Source organism: Streptomyces sp. NPDC052020, from assembly GCF_040680575.1.
GTDB lineage: Bacteria > Actinomycetota > Actinomycetes > Streptomycetales > Streptomycetaceae > Streptomyces.
In genome coordinates this window covers 59,126-81,575 of record NZ_JBFAWY010000012.1, presented here as the reverse complement: position 1 = coordinate 81,575, position 22,450 = coordinate 59,126, and the positions used below count along the sequence as shown (strand labels likewise).

Annotated in this window: 17 protein-coding genes; 12 read left to right on the top strand and 5 right to left on the bottom strand. The window is 75.1% G+C overall.

Annotation, left to right across the window (positions count from 1 at the left end):
- Nucleotides 1–42: 42 nt before the first annotated feature.
- From AB0L74_RS15145 to sucD, 5 genes are all read left to right on the top strand, one after another.
- Entirely contained in the window at nt 43–2,544 is a 2,502-nt protein-coding gene (locus AB0L74_RS15145; RefSeq protein WP_365650903.1) for a DUF5682 family protein, read from the top strand.
- Nucleotides 2,541–3,704, top strand: a complete 1,164-nt coding sequence (locus tag AB0L74_RS15140) for a VWA domain-containing protein (RefSeq protein WP_365650900.1) — start codon at nt 2,541–2,543, stop codon at nt 3,702–3,704. Before AB0L74_RS15145 ends, AB0L74_RS15140 begins: the two co-directional genes overlap by 4 nt.
- A 208-nt stretch (nt 3,705–3,912) precedes the next feature.
- The gene (locus tag AB0L74_RS15135; RefSeq protein ID WP_365650896.1) at nt 3,913–5,064 is read left to right on the top strand and encodes a hypothetical protein; all 1,152 of its coding nucleotides are present in this window, start codon (nt 3,913–3,915) and stop codon (nt 5,062–5,064) included.
- 744 nt (nt 5,065–5,808) lie between these two features.
- Nucleotides 5,809–6,990: an ADP-forming succinate--CoA ligase subunit beta gene (sucC, locus tag AB0L74_RS15130; RefSeq protein WP_365650893.1), complete on the top strand. Its 1,182-nt coding sequence runs from the start codon at nt 5,809–5,811 to the stop codon at nt 6,988–6,990.
- A gap of 21 nt (nt 6,991–7,011) precedes the next feature.
- On the top strand, nt 7,012–7,896 hold the full coding sequence (gene sucD / locus AB0L74_RS15125) for a succinate--CoA ligase subunit alpha (RefSeq protein WP_365650890.1): 885 nt from the start codon (nt 7,012–7,014) through the stop codon (nt 7,894–7,896).
- An 86-nt stretch (nt 7,897–7,982) separates the two neighbouring features.
- On the opposite strand, the gene AB0L74_RS15120 is transcribed toward sucD, so the two are convergent.
- Nucleotides 7,983–9,239, bottom strand: coding sequence for a helix-turn-helix domain-containing protein (locus AB0L74_RS15120; RefSeq protein ID WP_365650887.1), 1,257 nt, complete (start codon nt 9,237–9,239; stop codon nt 7,983–7,985).
- Nucleotides 9,240–9,344: 105 nt separating this feature from the next.
- On the opposite strand from AB0L74_RS15120, the gene AB0L74_RS15115 reads away from it, so the two are divergent.
- Entirely contained in the window at nt 9,345–11,072 is a 1,728-nt protein-coding gene (locus tag AB0L74_RS15115; RefSeq protein ID WP_365650884.1) for a DUF6350 family protein, read from the top strand.
- A gap of 91 nt (nt 11,073–11,163) precedes the next feature.
- Here AB0L74_RS15115 and AB0L74_RS15110 read toward each other — a convergent pair whose 3' ends face one another.
- Nucleotides 11,164–11,952 carry a hypothetical protein gene (locus AB0L74_RS15110; RefSeq protein WP_365650881.1) on the bottom strand — a complete coding sequence of 263 codons (789 nt, stop codon included), beginning with the start codon at nt 11,950–11,952 and terminating at the stop codon, nt 11,164–11,166.
- 359 nt (nt 11,953–12,311) lie between these two features.
- Between AB0L74_RS15110 and purN the strand changes: the two genes are divergently transcribed.
- Together purN and purH are read left to right on the top strand one after the other, a co-directional pair.
- Nucleotides 12,312–12,941 (top strand): phosphoribosylglycinamide formyltransferase, encoded by a 630-nt coding sequence (gene purN, locus AB0L74_RS15105; RefSeq protein WP_365650878.1) that lies wholly within the window; start codon nt 12,312–12,314, stop codon nt 12,939–12,941.
- Nucleotides 12,938–14,500 (top strand): bifunctional phosphoribosylaminoimidazolecarboxamide formyltransferase/IMP cyclohydrolase, encoded by a 1,563-nt coding sequence (purH, locus tag AB0L74_RS15100; RefSeq protein ID WP_365650875.1) that lies wholly within the window; start codon nt 12,938–12,940, stop codon nt 14,498–14,500. The genes purN and purH overlap by 4 nt, the downstream gene beginning before the upstream one ends.
- Before the next feature lie 146 nt (nt 14,501–14,646).
- Here the strand turns inward: purH and AB0L74_RS15095 are convergent, their stop codons facing one another.
- The 3 genes from AB0L74_RS15095 to AB0L74_RS15085 form a co-directional block, all read right to left on the bottom strand.
- A complete protein-coding gene (locus AB0L74_RS15095) occupies nt 14,647–16,203 on the bottom strand; it encodes a protein kinase (protein WP_365650872.1) in 1,557 nt (518 codons plus the stop codon).
- Nucleotides 16,200–16,946 carry an FHA domain-containing protein gene (locus tag AB0L74_RS15090; RefSeq protein ID WP_365650869.1) on the bottom strand — a complete coding sequence of 249 codons (747 nt, stop codon included), beginning with the start codon at nt 16,944–16,946 and terminating at the stop codon, nt 16,200–16,202. Before AB0L74_RS15090 ends, AB0L74_RS15095 begins: the two co-directional genes overlap by 4 nt.
- A 126-nt stretch (nt 16,947–17,072) precedes the next feature.
- On the bottom strand, nt 17,073–17,774 hold the full coding sequence (locus AB0L74_RS15085; protein ID WP_365650866.1) for an RDD family protein: 702 nt from the start codon (nt 17,772–17,774) through the stop codon (nt 17,073–17,075).
- 250 nt (nt 17,775–18,024) lie between these two features.
- Between AB0L74_RS15085 and AB0L74_RS15080 the strand changes: the two genes are divergently transcribed.
- The 4 genes from AB0L74_RS15080 to AB0L74_RS15065 all read left to right on the top strand — a co-directional run bounded on the left by AB0L74_RS15080 (nt 18,025) and on the right by AB0L74_RS15065 (nt 22,391).
- The gene (locus AB0L74_RS15080; RefSeq protein ID WP_365650863.1) at nt 18,025–18,879 is read left to right on the top strand and encodes a bifunctional methylenetetrahydrofolate dehydrogenase/methenyltetrahydrofolate cyclohydrolase; all 855 of its coding nucleotides are present in this window, start codon (nt 18,025–18,027) and stop codon (nt 18,877–18,879) included.
- On the top strand, nt 18,869–19,345 hold the full coding sequence (locus AB0L74_RS15075) for a DUF3017 domain-containing protein (protein ID WP_365650860.1): 477 nt from the start codon (nt 18,869–18,871) through the stop codon (nt 19,343–19,345). The genes AB0L74_RS15080 and AB0L74_RS15075 overlap by 11 nt, the downstream gene beginning before the upstream one ends.
- Before the next feature lie 135 nt (nt 19,346–19,480).
- Nucleotides 19,481–21,031 carry a DUF2690 domain-containing protein gene (locus AB0L74_RS15070; protein WP_365650857.1) on the top strand — a complete coding sequence of 517 codons (1,551 nt, stop codon included), beginning with the start codon at nt 19,481–19,483 and terminating at the stop codon, nt 21,029–21,031.
- A gap of 370 nt (nt 21,032–21,401) precedes the next feature.
- On the top strand, nt 21,402–22,391 hold the full coding sequence (locus AB0L74_RS15065) for a malate dehydrogenase (protein ID WP_365650854.1): 990 nt from the start codon (nt 21,402–21,404) through the stop codon (nt 22,389–22,391).
- Nucleotides 22,392–22,450: the final 59 nt, after the last annotated feature.

The following is a 22,450-nucleotide window of genomic DNA, read 5'->3' as shown; positions in this document are numbered from 1 at the left end:
CGGAAGGTGGCACGGGACGGCCGCGGGGGCGAGGGGGACGGTGTGACGGGCGAGGACAGGCCCCGGGGCGGCGGCGGAGCGGGGGCGGAGCCGCTGCTGCTCGGGGTGCGCCACCACGGGCCGGGATCGGCGCGGGCGGTGCGGGCGGCGCTGGACGCGGCCCGGCCGCGGGTGGTGCTGATCGAAGGTCCGCCCGAGGCGGACGCCCTCGTCCCGCTGGCCGCCGCGGAGGGCATGCGTCCACCGGTCGCCCTGCTCGCCCACGCCGCCGACGAACCAGGGCGGTCGGCGTTCTGGCCGCTGGCCGGGTTCTCCCCGGAGTGGGTCGCCCTGCGCTGGGCCCTCGAACACGGCGTCCCGGCCCGCTTCATCGACCTTCCGGCCGCGCACACCCTGGCCTGGGACACAGCGGAGGGGGACGCACCGGGGGACGACGCGCCGAAGGAGGACGCACCGGAGGGGGACGCGGCCGGGGGCCCGCCCGCCGGCCCACGCGGTCCCGGTACCGGCGCGGGCGGCGGGCCCGTCCCCGACGCCCGGATCGACCCGCTGGCCGTGCTGGCCGGGACCGCCGGCTACGACGATCCCGAGCGCTGGTGGGAGGACGTCGTCGAGCACCGGGGCGCCGGCGCCGGGGACGCGCTCGCGCCGTTCGCCGCGCTGGAGGAGGCCATGGGCGCCCTGCGCGAGACGTACGGGGACGGCGGACACGAGCGGGACCTGGTCCGCGAGGCGTACATGCGGCTCCAGCTGCGGGCGGCGCGACGCGAGTACGCCGGCGGCGTGGCCGTGGTGTGCGGGGCCTGGCACGTGCCGGGGCTGCGGCGCGCGACGACCGTCGCCGCCGACCGGGCGCTGCTGAAGGGCCTGCCCAAGCTCAAGGTGGACCTGACCTGGGTGCCGTGGACCCACCGCAGGCTGTCGCGGGCGAGCGGGTACGGGGCGGGCATCGACGCGCCGGGCTGGTACGGGCATCTGTTCGGCGCGCCGGACCGGCCCGTCGAGCGGTGGCTGACGAAAGTGGCGGGCCTGCTGCGGGACGAGGGCCGGATGGTCTCCTCCGCCCACGTCATCGAGGCGGTGCGGCTGGCGGAGGCGCTGGCCGCGCTGCGCGGCAGGCCGCTGCCCGGGCTCGGCGAGACGACCGACGCCGTGCGGGCGGTGATGTGCGAGGGCGCGGAGGTGCCGCTGGCGCTGGTACGGGACCGGCTGGTCGTGGGCGACGTACTGGGGGAAGTGCCGCCGGAGGCGCCGGCGGTGCCCCTCCAGCGCGACCTCCACCGGCTCCAGCGGCGACTGCGGCTCAGACCGGAGGCCGGGGAGCGGGAACTCGAACTGGACCTGCGCAAGGAGACCGACGCCGGACGCGGCAGACTGCTGCACCGGTTGCGGCTGCTCGGCGTCCCCTGGGGCGAACCGGCCGCCTCGCGCGGCAGCACGGGCACCTTCCGGGAGACCTGGCGGCTGCGCTGGGAGCCGGAGCTGTCCGTGCGGGTCGCCGAGGCCGGGGTGTGGGGGACGACCGTGCTCACCGCCGCGACCGCCAAGGCGGAGGCGGACGCCATCGCCGCGCACGACCTCGCCGAGGTCACCGCGCTCGCCGAGCGGTGCCTGCCGGCCGGTCTGCCGAGGGCGCTGCCCACGGTGATGCGGATCCTCGCCGAACGGGCGGCGCTCGACGCCGATGTCGGCCGGCTCGCGCGGGCCCTGCCGGCCCTGGTCCGCGCCCTGCGCTACGGCGATGTGCGCGGCACGGACACCGGGGCGCTGGCCGAGGTCGCCGCGGGCCTCACCGAGCGGATCTTCGTCGGCCTGCCCCCGGCCTGTACCGCCCTGGACGCGGAGGCGGCCGAGGAGATGCGGCGCCATGTGGACGCCGTCCACGGGGCGGTGGGGCTGCTCGGCGACGACCCGGCACCGGGCCACGGCGCTCTGCGCGGCCGGTGGCAGAAGGTGCTGCGGGCCCTGTCCGCGCGGGACAGCGTGCCCGGCGCCATCCGGGGACGTGCCCTGCGGCTGCTGCTGGACGACGGGGCGGTGGCCCCCGAGGAGGCCGAGCGGTCCATGGGCCTGGCGCTGTCGCGGGGGACACCGCCCGCGGACGCGGCCGCCTGGATCGAGGGCTTCGTCGGCGGCGGCACCGGCGGAGGCATGCTCCTGGTCCACGACGAACGGCTGCTCCGGCTGGTCGACACCTGGCTGACCGGCGTGCCCGCGGAGGCGTTCACCGAGGTGCTGCCGCTGCTGCGGCGGACCTTCTCGGCGTACGAGCCGGGTGTGCGCCGCACCCTGGGCGAACTGGCCCGGCGGGGACCGGGGCGGTGGGGGAGCGCGGCGGGTACCGGTCCCGGTCTGCCCGGTTTCGCCGCCGAGCTCGACGCCGAGCGCGCCGACGCCGTGCTTCCGGTGGTGCGGCTGCTGCTGGGCGGGGGCGGCCCCGGCCGTTCCGGTGGCGCCGTGGGCCGCGCGGGCGGCCGGGGCGCGCCGGATGACGGGGACCGGCAGCACAGTGGGGACGACGACCTGGTGGGGGCGGACGGATGACGGGCGAGCCGGTGGACATGGCACGGGAACGGCTGCGGCGGTGGCGGCTGGTGCTCGGGGGCGACGCGGCCGACGGCACCGGCAGCTCGCTGTCCGGGGCGGACGCCGCGATGGACAGGGCGCTCGCCGCGCTCTACGGGAAGGAGGAGACGACGCGCGGCGGCCGGGACCGTTCGGCGGGGCTGGGCGCCTCGGCGCCGTCCGTGGCGCGCTGGCTGGGGGACATCCGGACGTACTTCCCGGCCTCCGTCGTCCAGGTCATGCAACGGGACGCCATCGACCGGCTGGGCCTGGCCACGCTCCTGATGGAGCCGGAGATGCTGGAGGCCGTGGAGCCCGACATCCACCTCGTCGGCACCTTGCTGACGCTCCACCAGGCGATGCCGGAGACGACGAGGGAAACGGCGCGGGCCGTCGTCCGCACGGTCGTCCAGGACCTGGAGAAGCGGCTCGCCGCGCGGACCCGGTCCACGCTCACCGGCGCCCTGGACCGCAGCGCCCGCGTCAGCCGCCCCCGCCACCACGACATCGACTGGAACCGCACGATCGCCGCCAACCTCAAGCACTACCTGCCGGAACACCGGACGGTCGTCCCGGAGCGGCTCGTCGGATACGGGCGGGCGTCCCGCTCGGTGCGCAAGGAGGTCGTCCTCTGCGTCGACCAGTCGGGATCGATGGCGGCCTCGGTGGTCTACGCGTCCGTGTTCGGGGCGGTGCTGGCGTCGATGCGGTCGATCGCCACCAGGCTCGTCGTCTTCGACACGGCGGTCGTCGACCTCACGGACCAGCTGGACGACCCGGTCGACGTCCTGTTCGGCACCCGGCTCGGAGGCGGCACGGACATCAACCGGGCGCTGGCCTACTGCCAGTCGCGGATCACCCGGCCCACCGAGACGGTGGTGGTGCTGATCAGCGACCTCTACGAGGGAGGCATACGGGAGGAGATGCTCAAGCGGGTGGCGGCGATGAAGGCGTCGGGGGTGCGGTTCGTGACGCTGCTCGCGCTGTCGGACGAAGGGGCGCCCGCGTACGACCGGGAGCACGCGGCGGCGCTCGCCGCGCTGGGCGCACCGGCCTTCGCCTGCACGCCCGATCTGTTCCCCGAGGTGATGGCGGCGGCGATCGAGAAACGGCCCCTCCCGGTGCCGGACCGCGGGTGACACCGATGACCCCGGTGAGTGGCTTGAACGCGTCCGGCAAACCGGACATGACTGACCATCGGCAACAGGGGGCTTGCGCGACCTCGGGCGGTCCGTGCGAGGATCGACGCCGCCTCGGCGGAGTGTGACGCTCCGCCGGACGTACCGCGCGGGGCCGGCTGCTCGCCCTCCGCGCCACTCGTTCGCCGCACGGAGGAACCTTCCCCTCTTGACCTGGTCAGCAGCCCTGCCCGGTGCCGCTCTGCGCGGGATGCGCACGGCGGCCGGGCGGCATGCCCTGCGTCTGGTGCTGCTGGCGGGCGCGTTGTTCGTGCTCGGGCTGCTCTTCGGGGGGCGGGCACAGGCGGCCGAGGACCGGCCGCAGGCGGCCCCGGCCGGCACTGCCGTGGCGTCGGCCGGCACCACCGTCGCCGCGTCCGGAGCCGCGACGCCGGACTCCGGATCGTCGCCGCACCCCGGTCCGGTCCCGGTACGGCTTTCGGTGACCGGGGCCAGCGGGGCGACCGGGGCGATCGGGGCGACCGGTCCGGGCGGGCAGGTCGTCGGGGCCGCGGCCGATCGGGTCGTGAGGCCGGTCGGGCAGCAGGTCGCGAAGCCGGTCGGAGAGGTTTTGGGCACGGTCGGGCAGGCCGTCGGGGCCGTGGCCGAGGGGCTCGGCGCGGCGCACGCGGCGCTGCCACCGCTGGAGACGTTGCCCTTCGTCCCGCCGCTGCCCGACGGAAGCCCCGGCCGCCCCGGCGTCCCCGCGCCCGGCCCCGGTCTCCCCGGCGTTCCCGGCCGCCCCGGCGACGCCGACGCGCCGGGGCTCCCCGACGGGCCCGCGGTGCCCGGCCTGCCGGAGGCTCCTGTTCCGCCGGCGGCCCCCGCTCCGCCGGAATCCCCCGCCTGGCGGGACGTCCGCGTCCTTCCGGACCACCTGCTTCCCGGTCACCGCCTCCCGGCGCCGATCGCGTCGGTGCCGCCGCAAGGCGGTCTCGGAGCCGACGAGCCGTCGCCCGCTCCCCACGCCCCCGTCTCCGACCGACGGACAGGTGCGGCCACCACGGCCACCACGCCCCTGGTCACGGCACACGGGACCGAGTGCCGTCACGCCACCGGGGACGACGTTCCGCCCGCCGGCGGACACCGCGCCGCCACGCCCGGCGGTTCCGCCCCCGCCGACCGGGCACCGGCCGGTGACCCGGACAGCACGCTGGGCAACCGGTCCGCGGGTGACAACGGCGCCCCGCGCCACGGGGACGCGCACGCCGTCACCGTGAACCACCAGGTGCCGCTGCGCCTCGAGCCCGGCGCCGTCGCGCGCGCCGCCGCGGCCGGGACCCAGGACCGGCACCGGGACGTTCCCCTCTTCCCCGCCTAGGGCAGGCCCGTCCCCGGGCCGTAGACCCGCCGTGGACCCGCCGCGCGAGCGCGCGGCGCGGATTCGCCCAGCCGTCCGGACCGCGCTGCGCCGCACACAAGCACGGTTGCCCCCGGCCACGCGCAAGGACGTCCACCCGGCCCCCCACACGGCGTACGACCCCCGCCTGGCCGCCTGGCCGTCGGACCGCTTGGCCGCCCGGCCGACTGTTCGGCCCCGGCGCACGACGCGCCGGGCCGCACGCCACAGGACTCCGCGGACCGTCAGGCGCCGGACGAGCCGAAATCCGTCGGCCCCGTCCGGCCGAAACCCCGCGGAAGGGCGGCCGGCCCCCTGGGGAGGGGATACCGGCCGCCGCACCCCGGGGACCGCGCAGGAGTGCGCGGCCCTCCGGGGCTGTTCAACGGGCCTCACCGGGTGAACCCCAGCCCGGTGAGGCCCTCCACGGCACGGACGCCGCGGCGTCACCCCGCCGGCACGGCGCCCGCACGGCATCCGCCCCGCACGGGCACCGCACCGGCACGCGGTGCCACGAAGACCGGCATCATGTGACAGGTATCACCGCTCACGTGTGAGATGTGATTTAGAGAGCCCTGCCCAGCGGCGATAACCTGCGAGACGGACATGCCGCGCGCTCGGACACCGTGTGCGCTTCCCTTGTGACACATGCGGTCGTCACGTTGCCCTTCGCGGCACGCCCACGCATCCAACGAACCGCGAGATCACTGATAGGGACGGAAGCGCGTGGACCTGTTCGAGTACCAGGCGAGGGACCTCTTCGCCAAGCACGATGTACCGGTGCTGGCCGGTGAAGTCATCGACACGCCTGAGGCGGCGCGCGAGATCACCGAGCGGCTGGGCGGCAAGTCCGTCGTCAAGGCGCAGGTGAAGGTCGGTGGTCGCGGCAAGGCCGGCGGCGTGAAGCTGGCCGCCACCCCGGACGAGGCCGTCGCCCGCGCGACGGACATCCTCGGCATGGACATCAAGGGCCACACGGTCCACAAGGTGATGATCGCCGAGACGGCTCCGGAGATCGTCGAGGAGTACTACGTCTCCTTCCTCCTCGACCGTGCCAACCGCACCTTCCTCTCCATCGCCTCCGTCGAGGGCGGCATGGAGATCGAGGAGGTGGCGGCGACCCGCCCCGAGGCCGTCGCGAAGATCGCCATCGACGCGATCGACGGTGTGGACGAGGCCAAGGCCCGCGAGATCGTCGAGGCCGCCAAGTTCCCGGCCGAGGTCGCCGACCAGGTCGTCAACGTCCTCGTCAAGCTGTGGGACGTCTTCGTCAAGGAAGACGCGCTGCTGGTCGAGGTGAACCCGCTGGCCAAGGTGGCCTCCGGTGACGTCATCGCGCTCGACGGCAAGGTGTCCCTCGACGACAACGCCGAGTTCCGCCACCCCGAGTTCGAGGAGCTCCACGACAAGGCGGCGGCCAACCCGCTCGAGGCCGCGGCCAAGGAGAAGAACCTCAACTACGTCAAGCTGGACGGCGAGGTCGGCATCATCGGCAACGGCGCCGGTCTGGTCATGTCCACCCTGGACGTGGTCGCGTACGCCGGTGAGAGGCACGACGGCGTCAAGCCCGCCAACTTCCTCGACATCGGCGGCGGCGCCTCGGCCGAGGTCATGGCGAACGGCCTGGAGATCATCCTGGGCGACCCGGACGTCAAGTCCGTCTTCGTCAACGTCTTCGGCGGCATCACCGCCTGCGACGCCGTCGCCAACGGCATCGTGCAGGCCCTGGAGCTCCTCAAGAGCAAGGGCGAAGAGGTCAACAAGCCGTTGGTCGTGCGCCTCGACGGCAACAACGCCGAGCTGGGCCGCAAGATCCTCAACGACGCCAACCACCCGCTGGTCCAGCAGGTGGACACCATGGACGGCGCGGCCGACAAGGCCGCCGAGCTGGCTGCTGCCGCGAAGTAAGGGACGAGGTACCAGAACACCATGGCTATCTTCCTCACCAAGGAATCCAAGGTCATCGTCCAGGGCATGACCGGCTCCGAGGGCCAGAAGCACACCCGTCGCATGCTGGCCTCCGGTACCAACATCGTCGGCGGCGTGAACCCGCGCAAGGCGGGCACCACGGTCGACTTCGACGGCACCGAGGTACCGGTCTTCGGCACCGTCAAGGAGGCCATCGAGAAGACCGGCGCCGACGTCACGGTCATCTTCGTCCCGGAGAAGTTCACCAAGGACGCGGTCGTCGAGGCCATCGACGCCGAGATCCCGCTCGCGGTCGTCATCACCGAGGGCATCGCGGTGCACGACACGGCGTCCTTCTGGGCGTACGCCGGCAAGAAGGGCAACAAGACCCGCATCATCGGCCCGAACTGCCCCGGCCTGATCACCCCCGGCCAGTCGAACGCCGGCATCATCCCGGCCGACATCACCAAGCCGGGCCGCATCGGCCTGGTGTCGAAGTCCGGCACGCTGACGTACCAGATGATGTACGAGCTGCGGGACATCGGCTTCTCCACCTGCGTCGGCATCGGCGGTGACCCGATCATCGGCACCACCCACATCGACGCCCTGAAGGCCTTCCAGGACGACCCCGACACCGACCTGATCGTCATGATCGGCGAGATCGGCGGCGACGCCGAGGAGCGGGCCGCGGCCTTCATCAAGGACAACGTGACCAAGCCGGTCGTCGGCTACGTCGCGGGCTTCACCGCGCCCGAGGGCAAGACCATGGGTCACGCGGGCGCCATCGTCTCCGGTTCCTCCGGCACCGCACAGGCCAAGAAGGAGGCCCTGGAGGCGGCGGGCGTCAAGGTCGGCAAGACCCCGACCGAGACGGCCAAGCTGGCGCGCGAGATCCTCGCCGGCTGATCAGCCTCGTCATACGGGCGGGCCCGCTCCCTCACCGAGGGGCGGGCCCTTCCGCGTGCTACCCCCGACCCGCCGCGTACGGCGGCTCAGCGGGCCTCCGGCCCCAGCCGCTGCGGGCCGCTGTGCGTCCGCTCCCGCAGCTTGGCCCGCAACGCCAGCTCCCCCTCCGACAGCGGCCCCGGCGCCACCCGCGGCGGCACCCCGCGCACCGTCGAGCCCGGAGGCACCGGCGGCTCGTAGTGCGTGGGAGCCGTCCGCAGGGTGAGCGCCGTGGTGCCGATCAGGACGGCGGTGAAGGCGATGGCGGCCCGGGCCCAGACGCGGGCCCGGCGCTCACTGCCCCGGCGCACGGAGGGCGGTTCGGCCGCCCGGAGCCGCTCGCCGGCGCCCAGCCCGGCCAGCCGCCGGTGCAGTTCCCCGGGGTCCGCCAGGCCGGGCAGCCGGGCGGCGACCGCCTCCCGCGCGCGCAGCAGCCGGTTCGCCGCCGCCGGGGTGCTCGCCTCGGTCTCCGCCGCCGTCTCCGGCAGGTTCAGGCCGATACCGTCGTACAGCAGCAGGGTGCGGCGGTAGTGGGGCGGGAGGCTCAGCAGGACGTTCATCAGGGCGCGCTCGTCGCGGTCGGCGGGCGGCGGCTCGGGGAACCGGTAGCGGGGGCGGAACCGGTGCCAGGGGGAGAGCGCGTAGTCGTACGCCGCCGCCCGCACCCAGCCCGCCGGGTCACGGTCCCGGGCCACCTCCGGCCACTGCTCCCAGGCCCGCTGGAAGGCCCGCTCGACCGACTCGCGCGCCAGCTCCCGGCGCCCGGTCAGCACGAAGGTCTGCCGGACCAGCTCGGGCGCGCAGAAGGCGTAGAGCGCGTCGAACGCCTGAGCGGGAGTGAGGCCGGGCGGTGGCGCGGGGGGCGCGGACCCGGACCCGTCACCGGAGGGCCGGCCTCCGGTGGACGCGGGACCGCCGGCGGGCCGGGGCCGCCCGCCGGCCCGAGCGGCGGGATCCCCGGCGGACCCGGACCCGGACCCGGGCGCGGGCGCGGGGGCGGCCTCGGCGCCGGACGCGGTTTCCGGCGGCGGCACCGCGGCCTCGTCGTCCGCGCTCCGCGGGGCCCCGGCCGCCCGGTCCGCCGGCCCGGCGGACGCCGGTCCGGCCGCCAGCGTGGTCAGCAGCTTCGCGTACGCCTCCCCTTTCCGGCCGCGCGGGGTGGCGCGTCCCGTCTCCCACGCGCGCACCGTGCCGCGGCTGACGCCCAGGCGCGCCGCGACCTGAGCGTGCGTCAGCGAGGCTGCCTCGCGCAGGCGCCGGCGCGTCTCGGGGGGAGGGAACGGGGTCGCCGGGCTCCGCGTCACAGGGCGCCCCTCCGAACGCTCCGTACATAAAGGTACATAAACGTATATTGAGCGACACGTCGGAGGTTCGCCTGTTACGCGGGGGAAGCGCGTGTCGTTGGGAGCATGGCGGGCGTGATCCCCGCGACCGCTCGCCGCACGCTGTTGTCCCTGCTGCGCGCCCTGCTGCGCCTCCTGCGCCACGACCGTCCGCCCGGTCTGCCCGCGGGGCTGCTGGGCGGCGCGGTCGCGGCGGGCCTGGGTCTCGGGGTGTTCGCCGTGCTGGTGATGGTGGTGTGGGTCGGCTCGCCGTACCCCGACAGCGGCCCCGGCGGCGCGCTGCATGTCGCCGCCGCGCTGTGGGTGCTGGCGCACGGCGCCGAACTGGTCCGCGCCGACACGCTGTCCGGCACCCCCGCGCCCGTCGGCGTCGCGCCGTTGCTGCTGTCCGTGCCGCCCGCGTGGCTGATCCACCGGATGGCACGGGACGCGGTGGCCGGCGGCCTGGCGATGGGGGAGGGCGGCGCCGGCGCCGGTCCGCCGCCGGTGCCGCCCCGCGTCGCCTGGACGGGCGTCGTGCTCGGCTACCTCGGCGTCGCCCTGCCCGCCGCGCTGTACGCCGCCGGGGGCGCGCTGCGGCCCGCGTGGGGCACGACGGTGGTGTGCCTGCCGCTGTTCGTCATGGGCGTGGCGGGCGCGGGCGTGTGGGCGGCGCACGGCCGCCTGGGCGGGCCGGTGCGGCGGCTGCTGGACGCCCTGCCCGAGGTGCCGCGGCACCTGCTCGTCGGGCCGGACGGGGGCCTGGGCGTCGCCGCGCGGGCCGCGGGGGCCGGGGTGGCGGTGCTGGCCGGGGGCGGCGCGCTGCTGCTGGCGGTGTCCCTGGTGTGGCACGGCGGGGCGGTCCGGGCGGCGTTCGGCCGGCTGGCGGAGGGATGGGCCGGGGGGTTCGCGGTCCTCGTGCTGTGCGTGGCGCTGGTGCCGAACGCGGCGGTGTGGGCCGCGTCGTACGCCCTCGGCCCCGGCTTCGCGGCCGGTGCCGGGCACATGGTGGGGCCCTTCGCCTCCGCGCCCGCGCCGCTGCCGCCGTTCCCGCTGCTGGCGGCGGTACCGCAGGCGGAGCCGGGTACGCCGCTGCACGCGGCGTCCGCGGTGGTGCCGCTGGCGGCCGGGGCGGCCGTGGGGTGGTTCACGGGGCGCGCCTCGGCGGGGAGGACGGGCACCCGCGCGGACGGGTGGGAGCGGACGGCGGACAGAGGAGGACCGGACGGGACGGACGGCCCGGCCGGTTCCTGGACGTGGCGCCGCACCGCGGCGGGCGCCGGGCTGGCGGCCGTGGTGTGCGGCGTCGTGACCGCCCTGCTCGCGGCGCTGGCGGGCGGCCCGCTCGGGGTGGCCGCGCTCGCCCGGTTCGGGCCGGTGTGGTGGCAGGTCGGCGCCGTCACCCCGGTGTGGATCGCGGTGGTGGCGGTGCCGACGGCGATCGGAGTACGGAAGTGCCGGCGCTGGACGGCGGCGCAGCGGAGGAAGTCCGGGGCGGGACAGTCCCGTGGGACTCGGGGAACGGCCGGGACGGCGAGGGCGCGCACGTCCTGGCGGATCCCGGGAACGCGCTGGAGGCCGGCGGCGCGCAGGCTCTGGCGGGGGGCGCGCACGCTCTGGAGGACGATCCCGGAAACGCTCCGGGCGCAGGCGGCGGCGCGCGGAAACCGGCGCGCGCCCGGCGGGCGGCCGCCGGGCGCGCGCAGGACGCCGGAGGCGGCGGATGCCCGGCGGGCGGAACCGGTCCGGCGAGCCCGGGACACCTCCGCGGCGGGCGGCCCGTCCGCACGCGGATCGCGGGTGCCCCCCGGGTAGCCACCGCGCGCCGCGCACGACGGGCCCGGCGGGGCCGCACGCCTCGCGCGACGGGCCCGCCGGGGCCACGCGTCGCCCGATGACGGGCCTCTCAGCCCTCGTCCCCCAGCACGCTGCGCAGCTCGTCCGGCAGCAGTCTGCTGCACGACTGCTTGGCCTCGTTGGTCAGGGCGTCGCTGCGGCAGGTGTAGTAGTCGCTGTAGACGAGCTGGGCGGCGAAGGAGGCCGCGATGAGCAGAAGCGCCAGGGAGGCCGTGACCAGGCCGCTGACGGCGGCGGTGGTCTGCGGGCGCGAGGCCGTCTCGGGCGCCGGGGTCCGCGCCGGGGTGTCCGGGTCCGCCGCGGTGCGCGGCTTGGCGCGCAGGGCGCTGATGCCCCAGTAGAGGGCCAGGGCGCCGAGGAACAGGGCCAGGTACGGCCAGCCGAAGAGCGCGAAGAAGAAGGCCCACATGCCGCACAGCAGCGAGTAGCGGGCGCGGCGCTGGGCGGGGTCCGTCGGGTCCCAGCGCGGGCCGGCGCCGCCGCCCGGGCCCCCCGGGCCGGTGCCGGGTCCGCCGGGGCGCTCGCCGAAGCCGCCGGGCGAGCGGCCGGGCTGCCGGTCGCTCCACTGCCGGCCCCACGGGGACCCGCCGTCGCCCCGCCCGCCGTCTTTGCCACCGGGGTGCCGCGGCCGCCAGGGACGGTCCGGCGTCCCCTCCGGCGGCGGCGCGAAGGGGTTGTCGTCCGTGGCCGCGCCGCCCCGGTCGCCGCCGTCGTTCTTCCCGTCCGAGGGCGCGTCGGGCGGCGAGGCGGGGCGCTCCCGCAGCACCAGGCCGCTGTGCTCCCCTCCCTGCGCCGACTGCTGGGGGAGCGTGAGGAGTCGCAGGCTGCGGTCCGGCATCAAATGAGCGTCTTCCCCTTGGTAGTACGGCGTGCGTACGGCTTGCTACGACTGGTCTGGCTGGTCTGGCTGGCCCGACGGGAGCGGAGCGGCCCGGAGAGGTCCGGGTCCCCCGGCTCCGTCACCCCATGAACGCGCGGTGCGCGGGAGGCGTTCCCGAACCGGCCCCCTCCCAGACGCTACCTCCCGGCCGGGCCCCCGTCCCGTGGGGGCCGCCGGGTGTGCCGGTATCGTTGCTGGCGGTCGGCTGCTTCGTAGACTTCCCCGTATCCCGGGGCGGGAGGCATTCGTACGACCGTACAAAACGATCCGTGCGGGCCGACCGTACGGACCCGCTTTCCCGAGAAAGGGCCCCCATCGTGGCCGCCAAGCCCGTGGCCAAGCGCCTCGTCGTGCTGGTCTCCGGATCCGGCACCAATCTCCAGGCGCTCCTCGACGAGATCGCCGCCACCGGCCCGGAGACCTACGGAGCCGAGGTCGTGGCCGTCGGCGCCGACCGGGACGGCATCGAGGGGCTCGCGCGCGCCGAGCGGGCCGGGCTGCCCACCTTCGTGTGCCGCGTGAAGGACCACGCCACCCGCGGGGAGTGGGACGCGGCGCTCGCCGAGGCCGTCGCCTCCTACGAGCCGGACCTCGTCGTCTCGGCCGGGTTCATGAAGATCGTGGGGAAGGAGTTCCTCGCGCGGTTCGGCGGGCGGTTCGTCAACACCCACCCCGCCCTCCTCCCCAGTTTCCCGGGGGCCCACGGCGTGCGGGACGCGCTCGCGTACGGCGCCAAGGTCACCGGCTGCACCGTCCACTTCGTCGACGACGGCGTCGACACCGGGCCGATCATCGCGCAGGGCGTGGTGGAGATCCGGGACGAGGACGACGAGAGCGCTCTGCACGAGCGCATCAAGGAAGTCGAGCGAAGGCTGCTCGTCGATGTCGTGGGGCGGCTCGCCCGCCACGGCTACCGCATTGAGGGACGAAAGGTAGTAATCCAGTGACCGCCGACAGCAACAAGCGGCCGATTCGCCGGGCGCTCGTCAGCGTCTACGACAAGACCGGGCTGGAGGAGCTCGCGAACGGCCTGCACGAGGCCGGTGTCGAGCTGGTCTCCACCGGCTCCACCGCCGCCCGGATCGCCGCCGCCGGCGTCCCCGTCACCAAGGTCGAGGAGCTCACCGGCTTCCCCGAGTGCCTCGACGGCCGCGTCAAGACCCTGCACCCCAAGGTGCACGCGGGCATCCTCGCCGACCTGCGCCTGGACGCCCACCGGCAGCAGCTCGACGAGCTCAGCGTCGCCCCGTTCGACCTGGTCGTGGTCAACCTCTACCCGTTCCGCGAGACGGTCGCCTCGGGCGCCACCCCCGACGAGTGCGTCGAGCAGATCGACATCGGCGGTCCCTCCATGGTCCGCGCCGCCGCGAAGAACCACCCCTCCGTCGCCGTGGTCACCAGCCCCGCCCGGTACGGGGACGTCCTCGCCGCGGTCAAGGACGGCGGCTTCGACCTGGCCGCCCGCAAGCGCCTGGCCGCCGAGGCGTTCCGGCACACGGCCGCCTACGACGTGGCGGTCGCCTCCTGGTTCGCCTCCGAGTACGCCCCGGTCGACGACTCGTCGTTCCCCGACTTCCTCGGCGCCACCTGGGACCGCGCGCACACCCTGCGCTACGGCGAGAACCCGCACCAGCCCGCCGCCCTGTACGTCTCCGGCACCGGCGGCCTCGCCGAGGCCGAGCAGCTGCACGGCAAGGAGATGTCGTACAACAACTACACGGACACGGACGCCGCCCGCCGTGCCGCGTACGACCACGCCGAGCCGTGCGTCGCGATCATCAAGCACGCCAACCCGTGCGGCATCGCCGTCGGCGCGGACGTCGCCGAGGCGCACCGCAAGGCGCACGCCTGCGACCCGCTGTCGGCGTTCGGCGGCGTGATCGCCGTGAACCGGCCGGTCAGCAAGGAGATGGCCGAGCAGGTCGCGGAGATCTTCACCGAGGTCATCGTGGCGCCCGGCTACGAGGACGGCGCGCTGGAGATCCTCACCAAGAAGAAGAACATCCGCGTGCTGCGCGCCCCCGAGGCGCCCGCCGCGCCCGTGGAGATCAAGCCGATCGACGGCGGCGCCCTCCTCCAGGCCGCCGACCGCCTCCAGGCCGAGGGCGACGACCCGGCCACCTGGACCCTCGCCAGCGGCGAGGCCCTGTCCGAGGCGGAGCTGGCCGAGCTGGCGTTCGCCTGGCGGGCGTGCCGCGCGGTGAAGTCCAACGCGATCCTGCTGGCGAAGGACGGCGCCTCGGTCGGCGTCGGCATGGGCCAGGTCAACCGGGTCGACTCCTGCCGCCTCGCCGTCGAGCGGGCCGGCGCGGAGCGCGCGCGCGGCGCGTTCGCGGCCTCGGACGCCTTCTTCCCGTTCCCGGACGGCCCCGAGATCCTGATCGAGGCCGGGGTCCGGGCCATCGTCCAGCCCGGCGGTTCCATCCGCGACGAGCAGGTCGTCGAGGCCGCGAAGAAGGCCGGCGTGACGATGTACCTCACCGGCACCCGCCACTTCTTCCACTGAGGTCCGCCGGTGATCCGGTGACTGGTGACGCCGTGACGCCGTGACGGCCGGGGCCTTCCGGCTCTCCCCCGAGGGAGCCGGAAGGCCCCGCGCGCGTCCCACCGTCCCGCGGGCCCGCCGCCGGCACCACCTCGGACCTCTCAGGGTCACTTCCTCCCGGGCGGGGTGTACTCCTTGAGGTGGTGAGCGACGCGGTCGGCGTAGGCGCGGTGTTTCGGGGGAACCCCGCCCGCGTCGTTCACCTTCCGGTACGACGACCGGTAGGCGGCGGCGATCAGGACCCGGCGGTCGCCGGGCAGGCCGTCGTCCAGGCGCGGCGCGATCCAGCACAGGTAGCGGCCCATCGCGGGGATGGACTCGGCGGGCGGGAAGGGGGGTTCGGGAACGGACTCGGCGGGCGTGCCGTCCTCGTTCATCCACCAGCGCAGGACCGAGGGGGTCCAGCGGGCGATGCCGTACTCGTTCCGCCTCGGGTCGGACAGGTTCGGGTCGAAATCGCTCTCCACCTTCAGCATGGCCGCGATCAGGGGCGGGGTGACGTGCTCGTCCGCGCAGTCGTGCGCCGTCTCCACGATCAGCAGCCGGTACGCGGGCGGGATGCCCCGGTCGGTGCGCAGCTCGGAGGCGCCGTAGGAGACGGCGGCGGCCAGGGCGCCGGGCGCGGACTCCCGGCCGTCGGGGCTCCCGCCGCCCGCCCAGGTGCTGAGGGCGTAGCCGAGGGCGGTCACGGCCGTGGTGGCGCCCAGCGCCGCCGCGACGACGACGCGGCGGGTACGGCGGTGCGGCGACAGCCGGGGCAGGCGGGGCGTCCGGCCGGTGCCGGCCGCGGCCTCGACCCGCCGCAGCAGGGCTTCGGTGCCGACGCGGTCGCCGTGCGTCCGGGTCAGGCAGGACCGCACGATCTCCCGCCAGGGCTCGGGCAGTCCGGGCGCCAGCCGCAGCTGGTCGGTGCCCCGGGCGTAGGCCGCGGCGGCGTCGCGGCGGGCCGCGGGGGTGCCGCCGGGCAGCGGGAAGGAGCCGGTGAGCACGAGGTGGGCGAGGACGCCGAAGGCCCACACGTCGGCGGAGGGGCGGATGCGGCGCCCGCGTTCGCCGATCTCCGACCACAGCAGCTCGGGCGGGGTGTAGTCGGGGGTGGAGAAGGCGGGCGTGTAGGCGTGCGTGCCCTCCAGCTCGGCGGCCATGTTGAAGTCGGCCAGCCGCACCGAACCGTCCGCCATCAGCAGCACGTTGGCGGGCTTGAGGTCCCCGTGCACCCAGCCCGCCCGGTGGAGCTGGGCCAGCCCCGTGCAGACCTGGGCGAGCAGCACGGGCCCGGCCGGCGGGCGGGGCACCCCGGCCAGCAGCCCGGACAGGGAGCCCTCCGCCTTCTCCAGGACGAGGACGGTGGCGCCGTCCAGACGGGGGTTTTCGGGATCGTCGACGGTGAGGGTCTCGTACATCCGGATCAGCCGCGGCTGCCTCAGCCGGCGCAGCAGCGCCACCTCGCGTTCGATCAGTTCGCGCAGGTGGGCCAGTTGCCGGGGGGTGCCGGTGCCGGTCGCCAGGAACTTCAGGGCGGCGGTCCTCGGCAGGTCGTCCGCCCCGCCGGTGCGGCGGGCGGCGTACACGCTGCCGAAGGCGCCCGTCGCGATCGGCTCGCGCACCTCCCAGCGGCCCACCCGGTAGCCCCGGGGAACCGGCACCGCGTACGGTCCGGTCACCGGACCGCCCGTCCGGGCGGCGCCGTGAGGACCACGAGGTCGTCCTCGCGGACCAGGTCGAAGCGGAGCGCCAGGGAGACCAGCGACTCCTTCTTGCCGTTGAGCCGGTGACCCGGCTCGGCGCTCTCCGGGCCCGGCTTCAGGCGCAGTTTGACCGCCAGGTAGTCGATGTTCCACTGCACCGACGTGCGGGACGCGGCCGGCCAGGTCGGGCGCAGCCGCTCCACGACCTGCTCCACCGTGGGCAGCGGCGCGTGCGGCGCGCCGCGCAGCCGCGGCTCGCACAAGGCGGCCAGCACGGCGAAGTAGCGCTTGGTGCGGTCGACGGAGAAGGCGGGGGCGGTGGTCTCGCCGTCGCCGCCGCCCTCGGCGCGCAGGAAGTCGTGGCGCGGCGCCCACACCTCCACCGGCAGCAGATCGCCCGCGGCGGGCAGCACGATCCGCGAGAACTCGAACGGGACCGGCGCCTCCAGGCGCCCCGGGGCCACCTTGATGTGCTCGCCCGCCCCCTCCGGGTTCTCCACCACGTACGTCTGGTGGGCGCAGAGGTTGCTCAGCGTCCAGAAGGTGCCGTGGGCGGTGATCTCACCGGCCCGGCGGGACACCCCGTCGTGTGCGATCAGCAGGCCGCCGGGGTCCACGGACCGCCCGAAGGCGAGCCGTTCGCCGGGAGCCAGCCGGATCTGGGTGCGGTCACGGTCGTCCTCCGTGGTCGGCGGAGGTACCACGATGATGCTGTACAAGGTGCGTCTCCCCGTGCCTGACGGCTGTCCAGCCAGACTAGGGCGACGCGCCGGGGCCGTGTCCCCCTCGATCGGGTGAGACACGGCCCTGACGGATGAATGGCGCGGATGCGCCGCCCGCTGGGGTCAGCGCTGGACGACCATCGTGCTCGCGGCCTTGTCGTGCCAGCCCTGCTGGCGGCCGGACTTGTCCCAGAACGGGGACAGGTAGACCAGCAGCTGGCCGATGCCGCAGGCGAGGGAGCCGACGATCGGGATGATCCAGCGGATGAACGACGAACCCAGACCTGTCTTCTGGCCGGTGTCGGCCTTCACCACCCGCATGCCGAGCAGCATCTTCCCCAGCGTCGCGCCCACCAGGCCGACCATCAGCCACTCGTACAGGAGGCTGGCGATGCCGAGGATGAGGAAGACCGCCGTGAGCGGTCCCATCATGTCGGCGGCGGCGTCGTCGACGCAGGACTCGTAGGCGGGTGAATTCACGTCGCAGTCCTGGGCCGCACCGAACGAGCCCGCGACGCCGGCGATCAACAGAACGATGTAGACGATGCCGATTATCACGCCGTCGATCAGGCGTGCGCCGAGGCGCCGGCCCATGGAGGCGACCCGCGGTCCGGGGCCACCCGGGTAACCCGGCTGCTGCGGGTAGCCGTAGCCGGGCTGGCCGCCCTGCTGCGGGTAGCCGTAACCGGGCTGGCCGCCCTGCTGCGGGTAGCCGTAACCCGGCTGGCCGCCCTGCTGCGGATAGCCGGGCAGGCCCTGCTGGCCCTGCTGGCCCTGCTGGGGGTGACCGTAGGGGTTCTCGGGCGGGGGCGAGCCGAAACTCATGACGTTGAGCCTCCGTTGTGCTGCGGGGACGGAACGGATCCAGCGGAGGAACGTGCGTGCATGAGCGGTTTCCCCCCGATCGGACCGCGTTACTGCGTGTTCATCGTGGTGGGCCGGTGATTCCGTGTCCAGCTCACCTGCACAATGTTGTGCAAGCGCAACACCGGAGATCATGGCCGGGCGCCCTGTCCGCGGGGATCTGCGCCCCTCGGATTGGAACCGGGGGCGGGTCATCCGGGAGGATGGGGCCATGACCGCCCAGATTCTCGATGGCAAGGCCACCGCAGCCGCGATCAAGTCCGAACTGACCGCCCGCGTGGCGGCGCTGAAGGAGAAGGGCGTCACGCCCGGCCTCGGCACCGTCCTCGTCGGCGACGACCCCGGCAGCCAGAAGTACGTCGCCGGCAAGCACCGCGACTGCGCCCAGGTGGGCATCGCCTCCATCCAGCGCGAACTGCCGGGCACGGCGACGCAGGAGGAGATCGAGGCGGTCGTCCGCGAACTGAACGAGGACCCGGCCTGCACCGGCTACATCGTCCAGCTGCCGCTGCCCAAGGGCATCGACGAGAACCGCATCCTGGAGCTGATGGACCCGGCCAAGGACGCCGACGGCCTGCACCCGATGAACCTCGGCCGCCTCGTGCTGAACGAACCGGCCCCGCTGCCCTGCACCCCCAACGGCATCCTGACCCTTCTGCGCCGCTACGGCGTGGAGATCAAGGGCGCCGAGGTCGTGGTCGTCGGCCGCGGCGTCACCATCGGCCGCCCCATGCCGCTGCTGCTGACCCGGCGCAGCGAGAACGCGACCGTGACCCAGTGCCACACCGGCACCCGCGACCTGTCCGCCCACCTCAAGCGCGCCGACATCGTCATCGCCGCGGCCGGCTCGCCGCACCTGATCCGCCCCGAGGACGTCAAGCCGGGCGCCGCCGTCCTCGACGTCGGTGTCTCGCGCAACGCCGACGGCAAGATCGTCGGCGATGTCCACCCGGACGTCGCCGAGGTCGCCGGCTGGATCTCCCCCAACCCCGGCGGTGTCGGGCCGATGACCCGGGCGCTGCTGCTGGTCAACGTGGTCGAGGCGGCGGAGCGCAGTGTCGGCTGACGAGGGCGCCCGGCACCCGGAGGACATCACGGTCCCGGACGCGGTCAGCGCGCCCGACGCCGAGGGCAGGCCGCGGCGCGTCACGCGCCGCTTCCCGCTGTTCACCCGGGACACCGCGCGCCCCGAGGGCAGCGGCCGGGCCGCGCCCCTGGGCGCCCCGGCCCCCGCCCGGCAGTGGCCGATCCTCGCCGTGCTGTCCCTGATCGGCGTCGGCCTGCTGCTGACCGCCCTGGACGTCTTCCGGTACGGCACGCTGCTGATCGGGGTCGCGCTGCTGGGCGGGGCCGCCCTGCGCTGGCTGCTGCCCGGCGTCGGCATGCTGGCCGTGCGGTCCCGCTTCACGGACATCGCCACCTACGGCGTCCTGGGCCTGGCCATCGCCCTGCTGGCGATGATGGCCCAGCCCCACCCGTGGCTGGAGATCCCGTTCCTGAAGGACACGCTGCACTTCACGGTCAGCGGCTGACCCGCGGGCCGGCCGCCGAGGCGGCGGGCCCGTCCTCTCCCCCGTCGGGGCCGGGCCGCCGCCGCGCAGGCGCCGCGCGGGTATCACGTCGTACGGGGAGACCACAGCACGTCATCGGGGGAAGAGGGGGTAGCGATGCCTCGTTGGAGGGACTTGCCGGACGAACTCGATCCGCAGCTCAGGGAGTTCGCCGGCCAGTTGCGCCGGCTCGTGGACCGCAGCGGTCTGAGCGTCGCGTCCGTGGCCGACCGCACCGGTTACGGCAAGACGTCCTGGGAGCGGTATCTCGACGGCCGGCTGCTGGCGCCCAAGGGCGCGATCGTGGCCCTGGCGGAGGTCACCGGGACCGATCCGGAGCACCTGACCACCGAGTGGGAGCTGGCCGAGCGCGCCTGGAGCCGTTCCGAGGCGCGGCGGGACGGGACCCTGGAGGCCATCCGGATCTCCCAGGCCGGAGCCGCCCTCGCCGACCCGGCAGCGCCGGAGCCCGGCGCCAAGGGCGGCAGGGCCGGCCGCCGGGGCCGCGACGCCACGGCCACCGGGCCCGGGGCCACCGGACCCGCCGGTGTGGCGCCCAGGCTCCCGCCGGTGCCGCCGCAGCCGACGGCGGCCGAGAGCCCGGACGCGCTGAGCGGCGGCACCCGTCCCGGCAGGTCTTCAGGCGGTACGTCCGGTGGCACGTCTGGTGGTTCGTCCGGCGGTATGTCCGGCGGTTCGTCCGGGGGCAACTCGTGGGGCGTGGCCGGGTACCGGGGGCCGTCACCGGCCGCGGGCCGCGCGGCGGGCGGTGCGCCCGGTGGCGCGGGGTCGGCCGAGGGCCCGGACGCGCTGAGCGGCGGCACCCGTCCCGGCAGGTCCTCAGACGGTACGTCCGGTGGTACGGCCAGTGGTTCGTCCGTTGGTACGTCCGGCGGTACGGCCAGTGGTTCGTCCGCTGGTACGTCCGGTGGTTCGTCCGGCGGGAACTCCTGGGGCGTGGCCGGGTACCGGGGGCCGTCACCGGCCGCGGGCCGCGCGGCGGGCGGTGTGCCCGGTGGCGCGGGGGCGGCCGAGGGCCCCGGGCGCGGAGCGCCGGGCGTGGGCGCGTACGGCGGACCGCCGCGGGGGGCCGGCCGGGGCGGCACCACCGGGAGCGGCACCGGCGGGGGCGGCACCACCGGCGGCGGCAAGCGGCTGGCGACGGCCCTCGCGGGGGTCGCCGGCAGTCGGCTGACGGCGTTCCTCGCGGGTGTCGTCGGTGCGCTGGTCGTCGTCGCCGGCGCCTTCTTCCTGCTGGACGGCGGCGACGACGCCGACGAGGGCGCGCGGAGCTCGTCCTCGCCCACCGTGAGCACCGATCCCCGCCTGCCGCCCGGCGTCAAGTGCAGCGGCGACCAGTGCACCGGCAAGGACGCCGAGGCGATGGGATGCAGCGGCGAGCTGGTGACCACCGCCCGGCAGGTCACGGTCGGCACGGCCGTCGTCGAGGTCCGCTACAGCAAGATCTGCGGTGCCGCCTGGGGTCGCGTCACCCAGGCCGCGCAGGGCGACGAAGTCCAGGTCAGCGCGGGCGGGACCCGGCAGACCGGCGCCGTCACGGAGGCCGGTGACACCCTCGCCTACACGCCCATGGTGGCCGTGCGGAAGGCCGGTGACGCCGTGGCGTGCGTGACGCTGGCCTCGGGGCAGAAGGGGTGCACCGGCTGAAGCCCGGGCGGCCCGTCCGGCGGCTCGGCCGCGGGCCCGGCGAAAAAACGGGAATCGGCCCCCGGCGACAGGCATGCCCGCCCCCGGTGGGGGAACGCGTACGACAACCCCCACGGGAGTCCGGCAACGGTATCCCCGTACGGCGGCCGCCTCGGTCCCTCCTCTCCCGGACCGGCGGCCGCCTCTTCATGTGCGTCGCCGCAGGTCCAGGCGGTGCCGGGCCGCGATCTGTGGGACGGGCCACACCCACCCGGCCGTGCGGGAGAGCGGATGCGCGATAGCCTGACGGCTGATCTCTCTTGATGCCAAGAGATCGATCATCCGCCCGGGGCGGGGACGCCCCACCGCCAGCTGTCATACGGAGAACGCCATGACCCGCACTCCCGTGAACGTCACCGTCACCGGCGCGGCCGGCCAGATCGGTTACGCCCTGCTCTTCCGCATCGCCTCCGGCCAGCTGCTCGGCGCGGACGTGCCGGTCAAGCTCCGCCTCCTGGAGATCACCCCGGCCCTGAAGGCCGCCGAGGGCACGGCCATGGAGCTCGACGACTGCGCGTTCCCGCTGCTCCAGGGCATCGAGATCAGCGACGACCCGAACGTCGCCTTCGACGGCGCCAACGTCGCCCTGCTCGTCGGCGCCCGCCCGCGCACCAAGGGCATGGAGCGCGGTGACCTGCTGGAGGCCAACGGCGGCATCTTCAAGCCGCAGGGCAAGGCCATCAACGACCACGCCGCGGACGACATCCGCGTGCTGGTCGTCGGCAACCCGGCCAACACCAACGCGCTCATCGCGCAGGCCGCCGCCCCGGACGTACCGGCCGAGCGCTTCACCGCGATGACCCGTCTGGACCACAACCGCGCGCTGACCCAGCTCGCGAAGAAGACCGGTTCGTCGGTCTCCGACATCAAGCGGCTGACCATCTGGGGCAACCACTCCGCCACCCAGTACCCGGACATCTTCCACGCCACCGTCGCCGGCAAGAACGCCGCCGAGGCCGTGAACGACGAGAAGTGGCTGGCCGAGGACTTCATCCCGACCGTCGCCAAGCGCGGCGCCGCCATCATCGAGGCCCGCGGCGCCTCGTCGGCCGCCTCCGCCGCCAACGCCGCCATCGACCACGTCTACTCCTGGGTCAACGGCACCCCGGAGGGCGACTGGGTCTCCATGGGCATCCCGTCGGACGGCTCCTACGGCGTCCCGGAGGGCCTGATCTCCTCCTTCCCGGTCACCTGCAAGGACGGCACGTACGAGATCGTCCAGGGCCTGGAGATCAACGAGTTCTCCCGCACCCGCATCGACGCCTCCGTCAAGGAGCTGGAGGAGGAGCGCGAGGCGGTCCGCGGCCTCGGCCTCATCTGACCCACGGCGCGATTCCGCGATCCCCGGGCCGCGACAGCGGCCCGGGGTCCGTCGTTTCC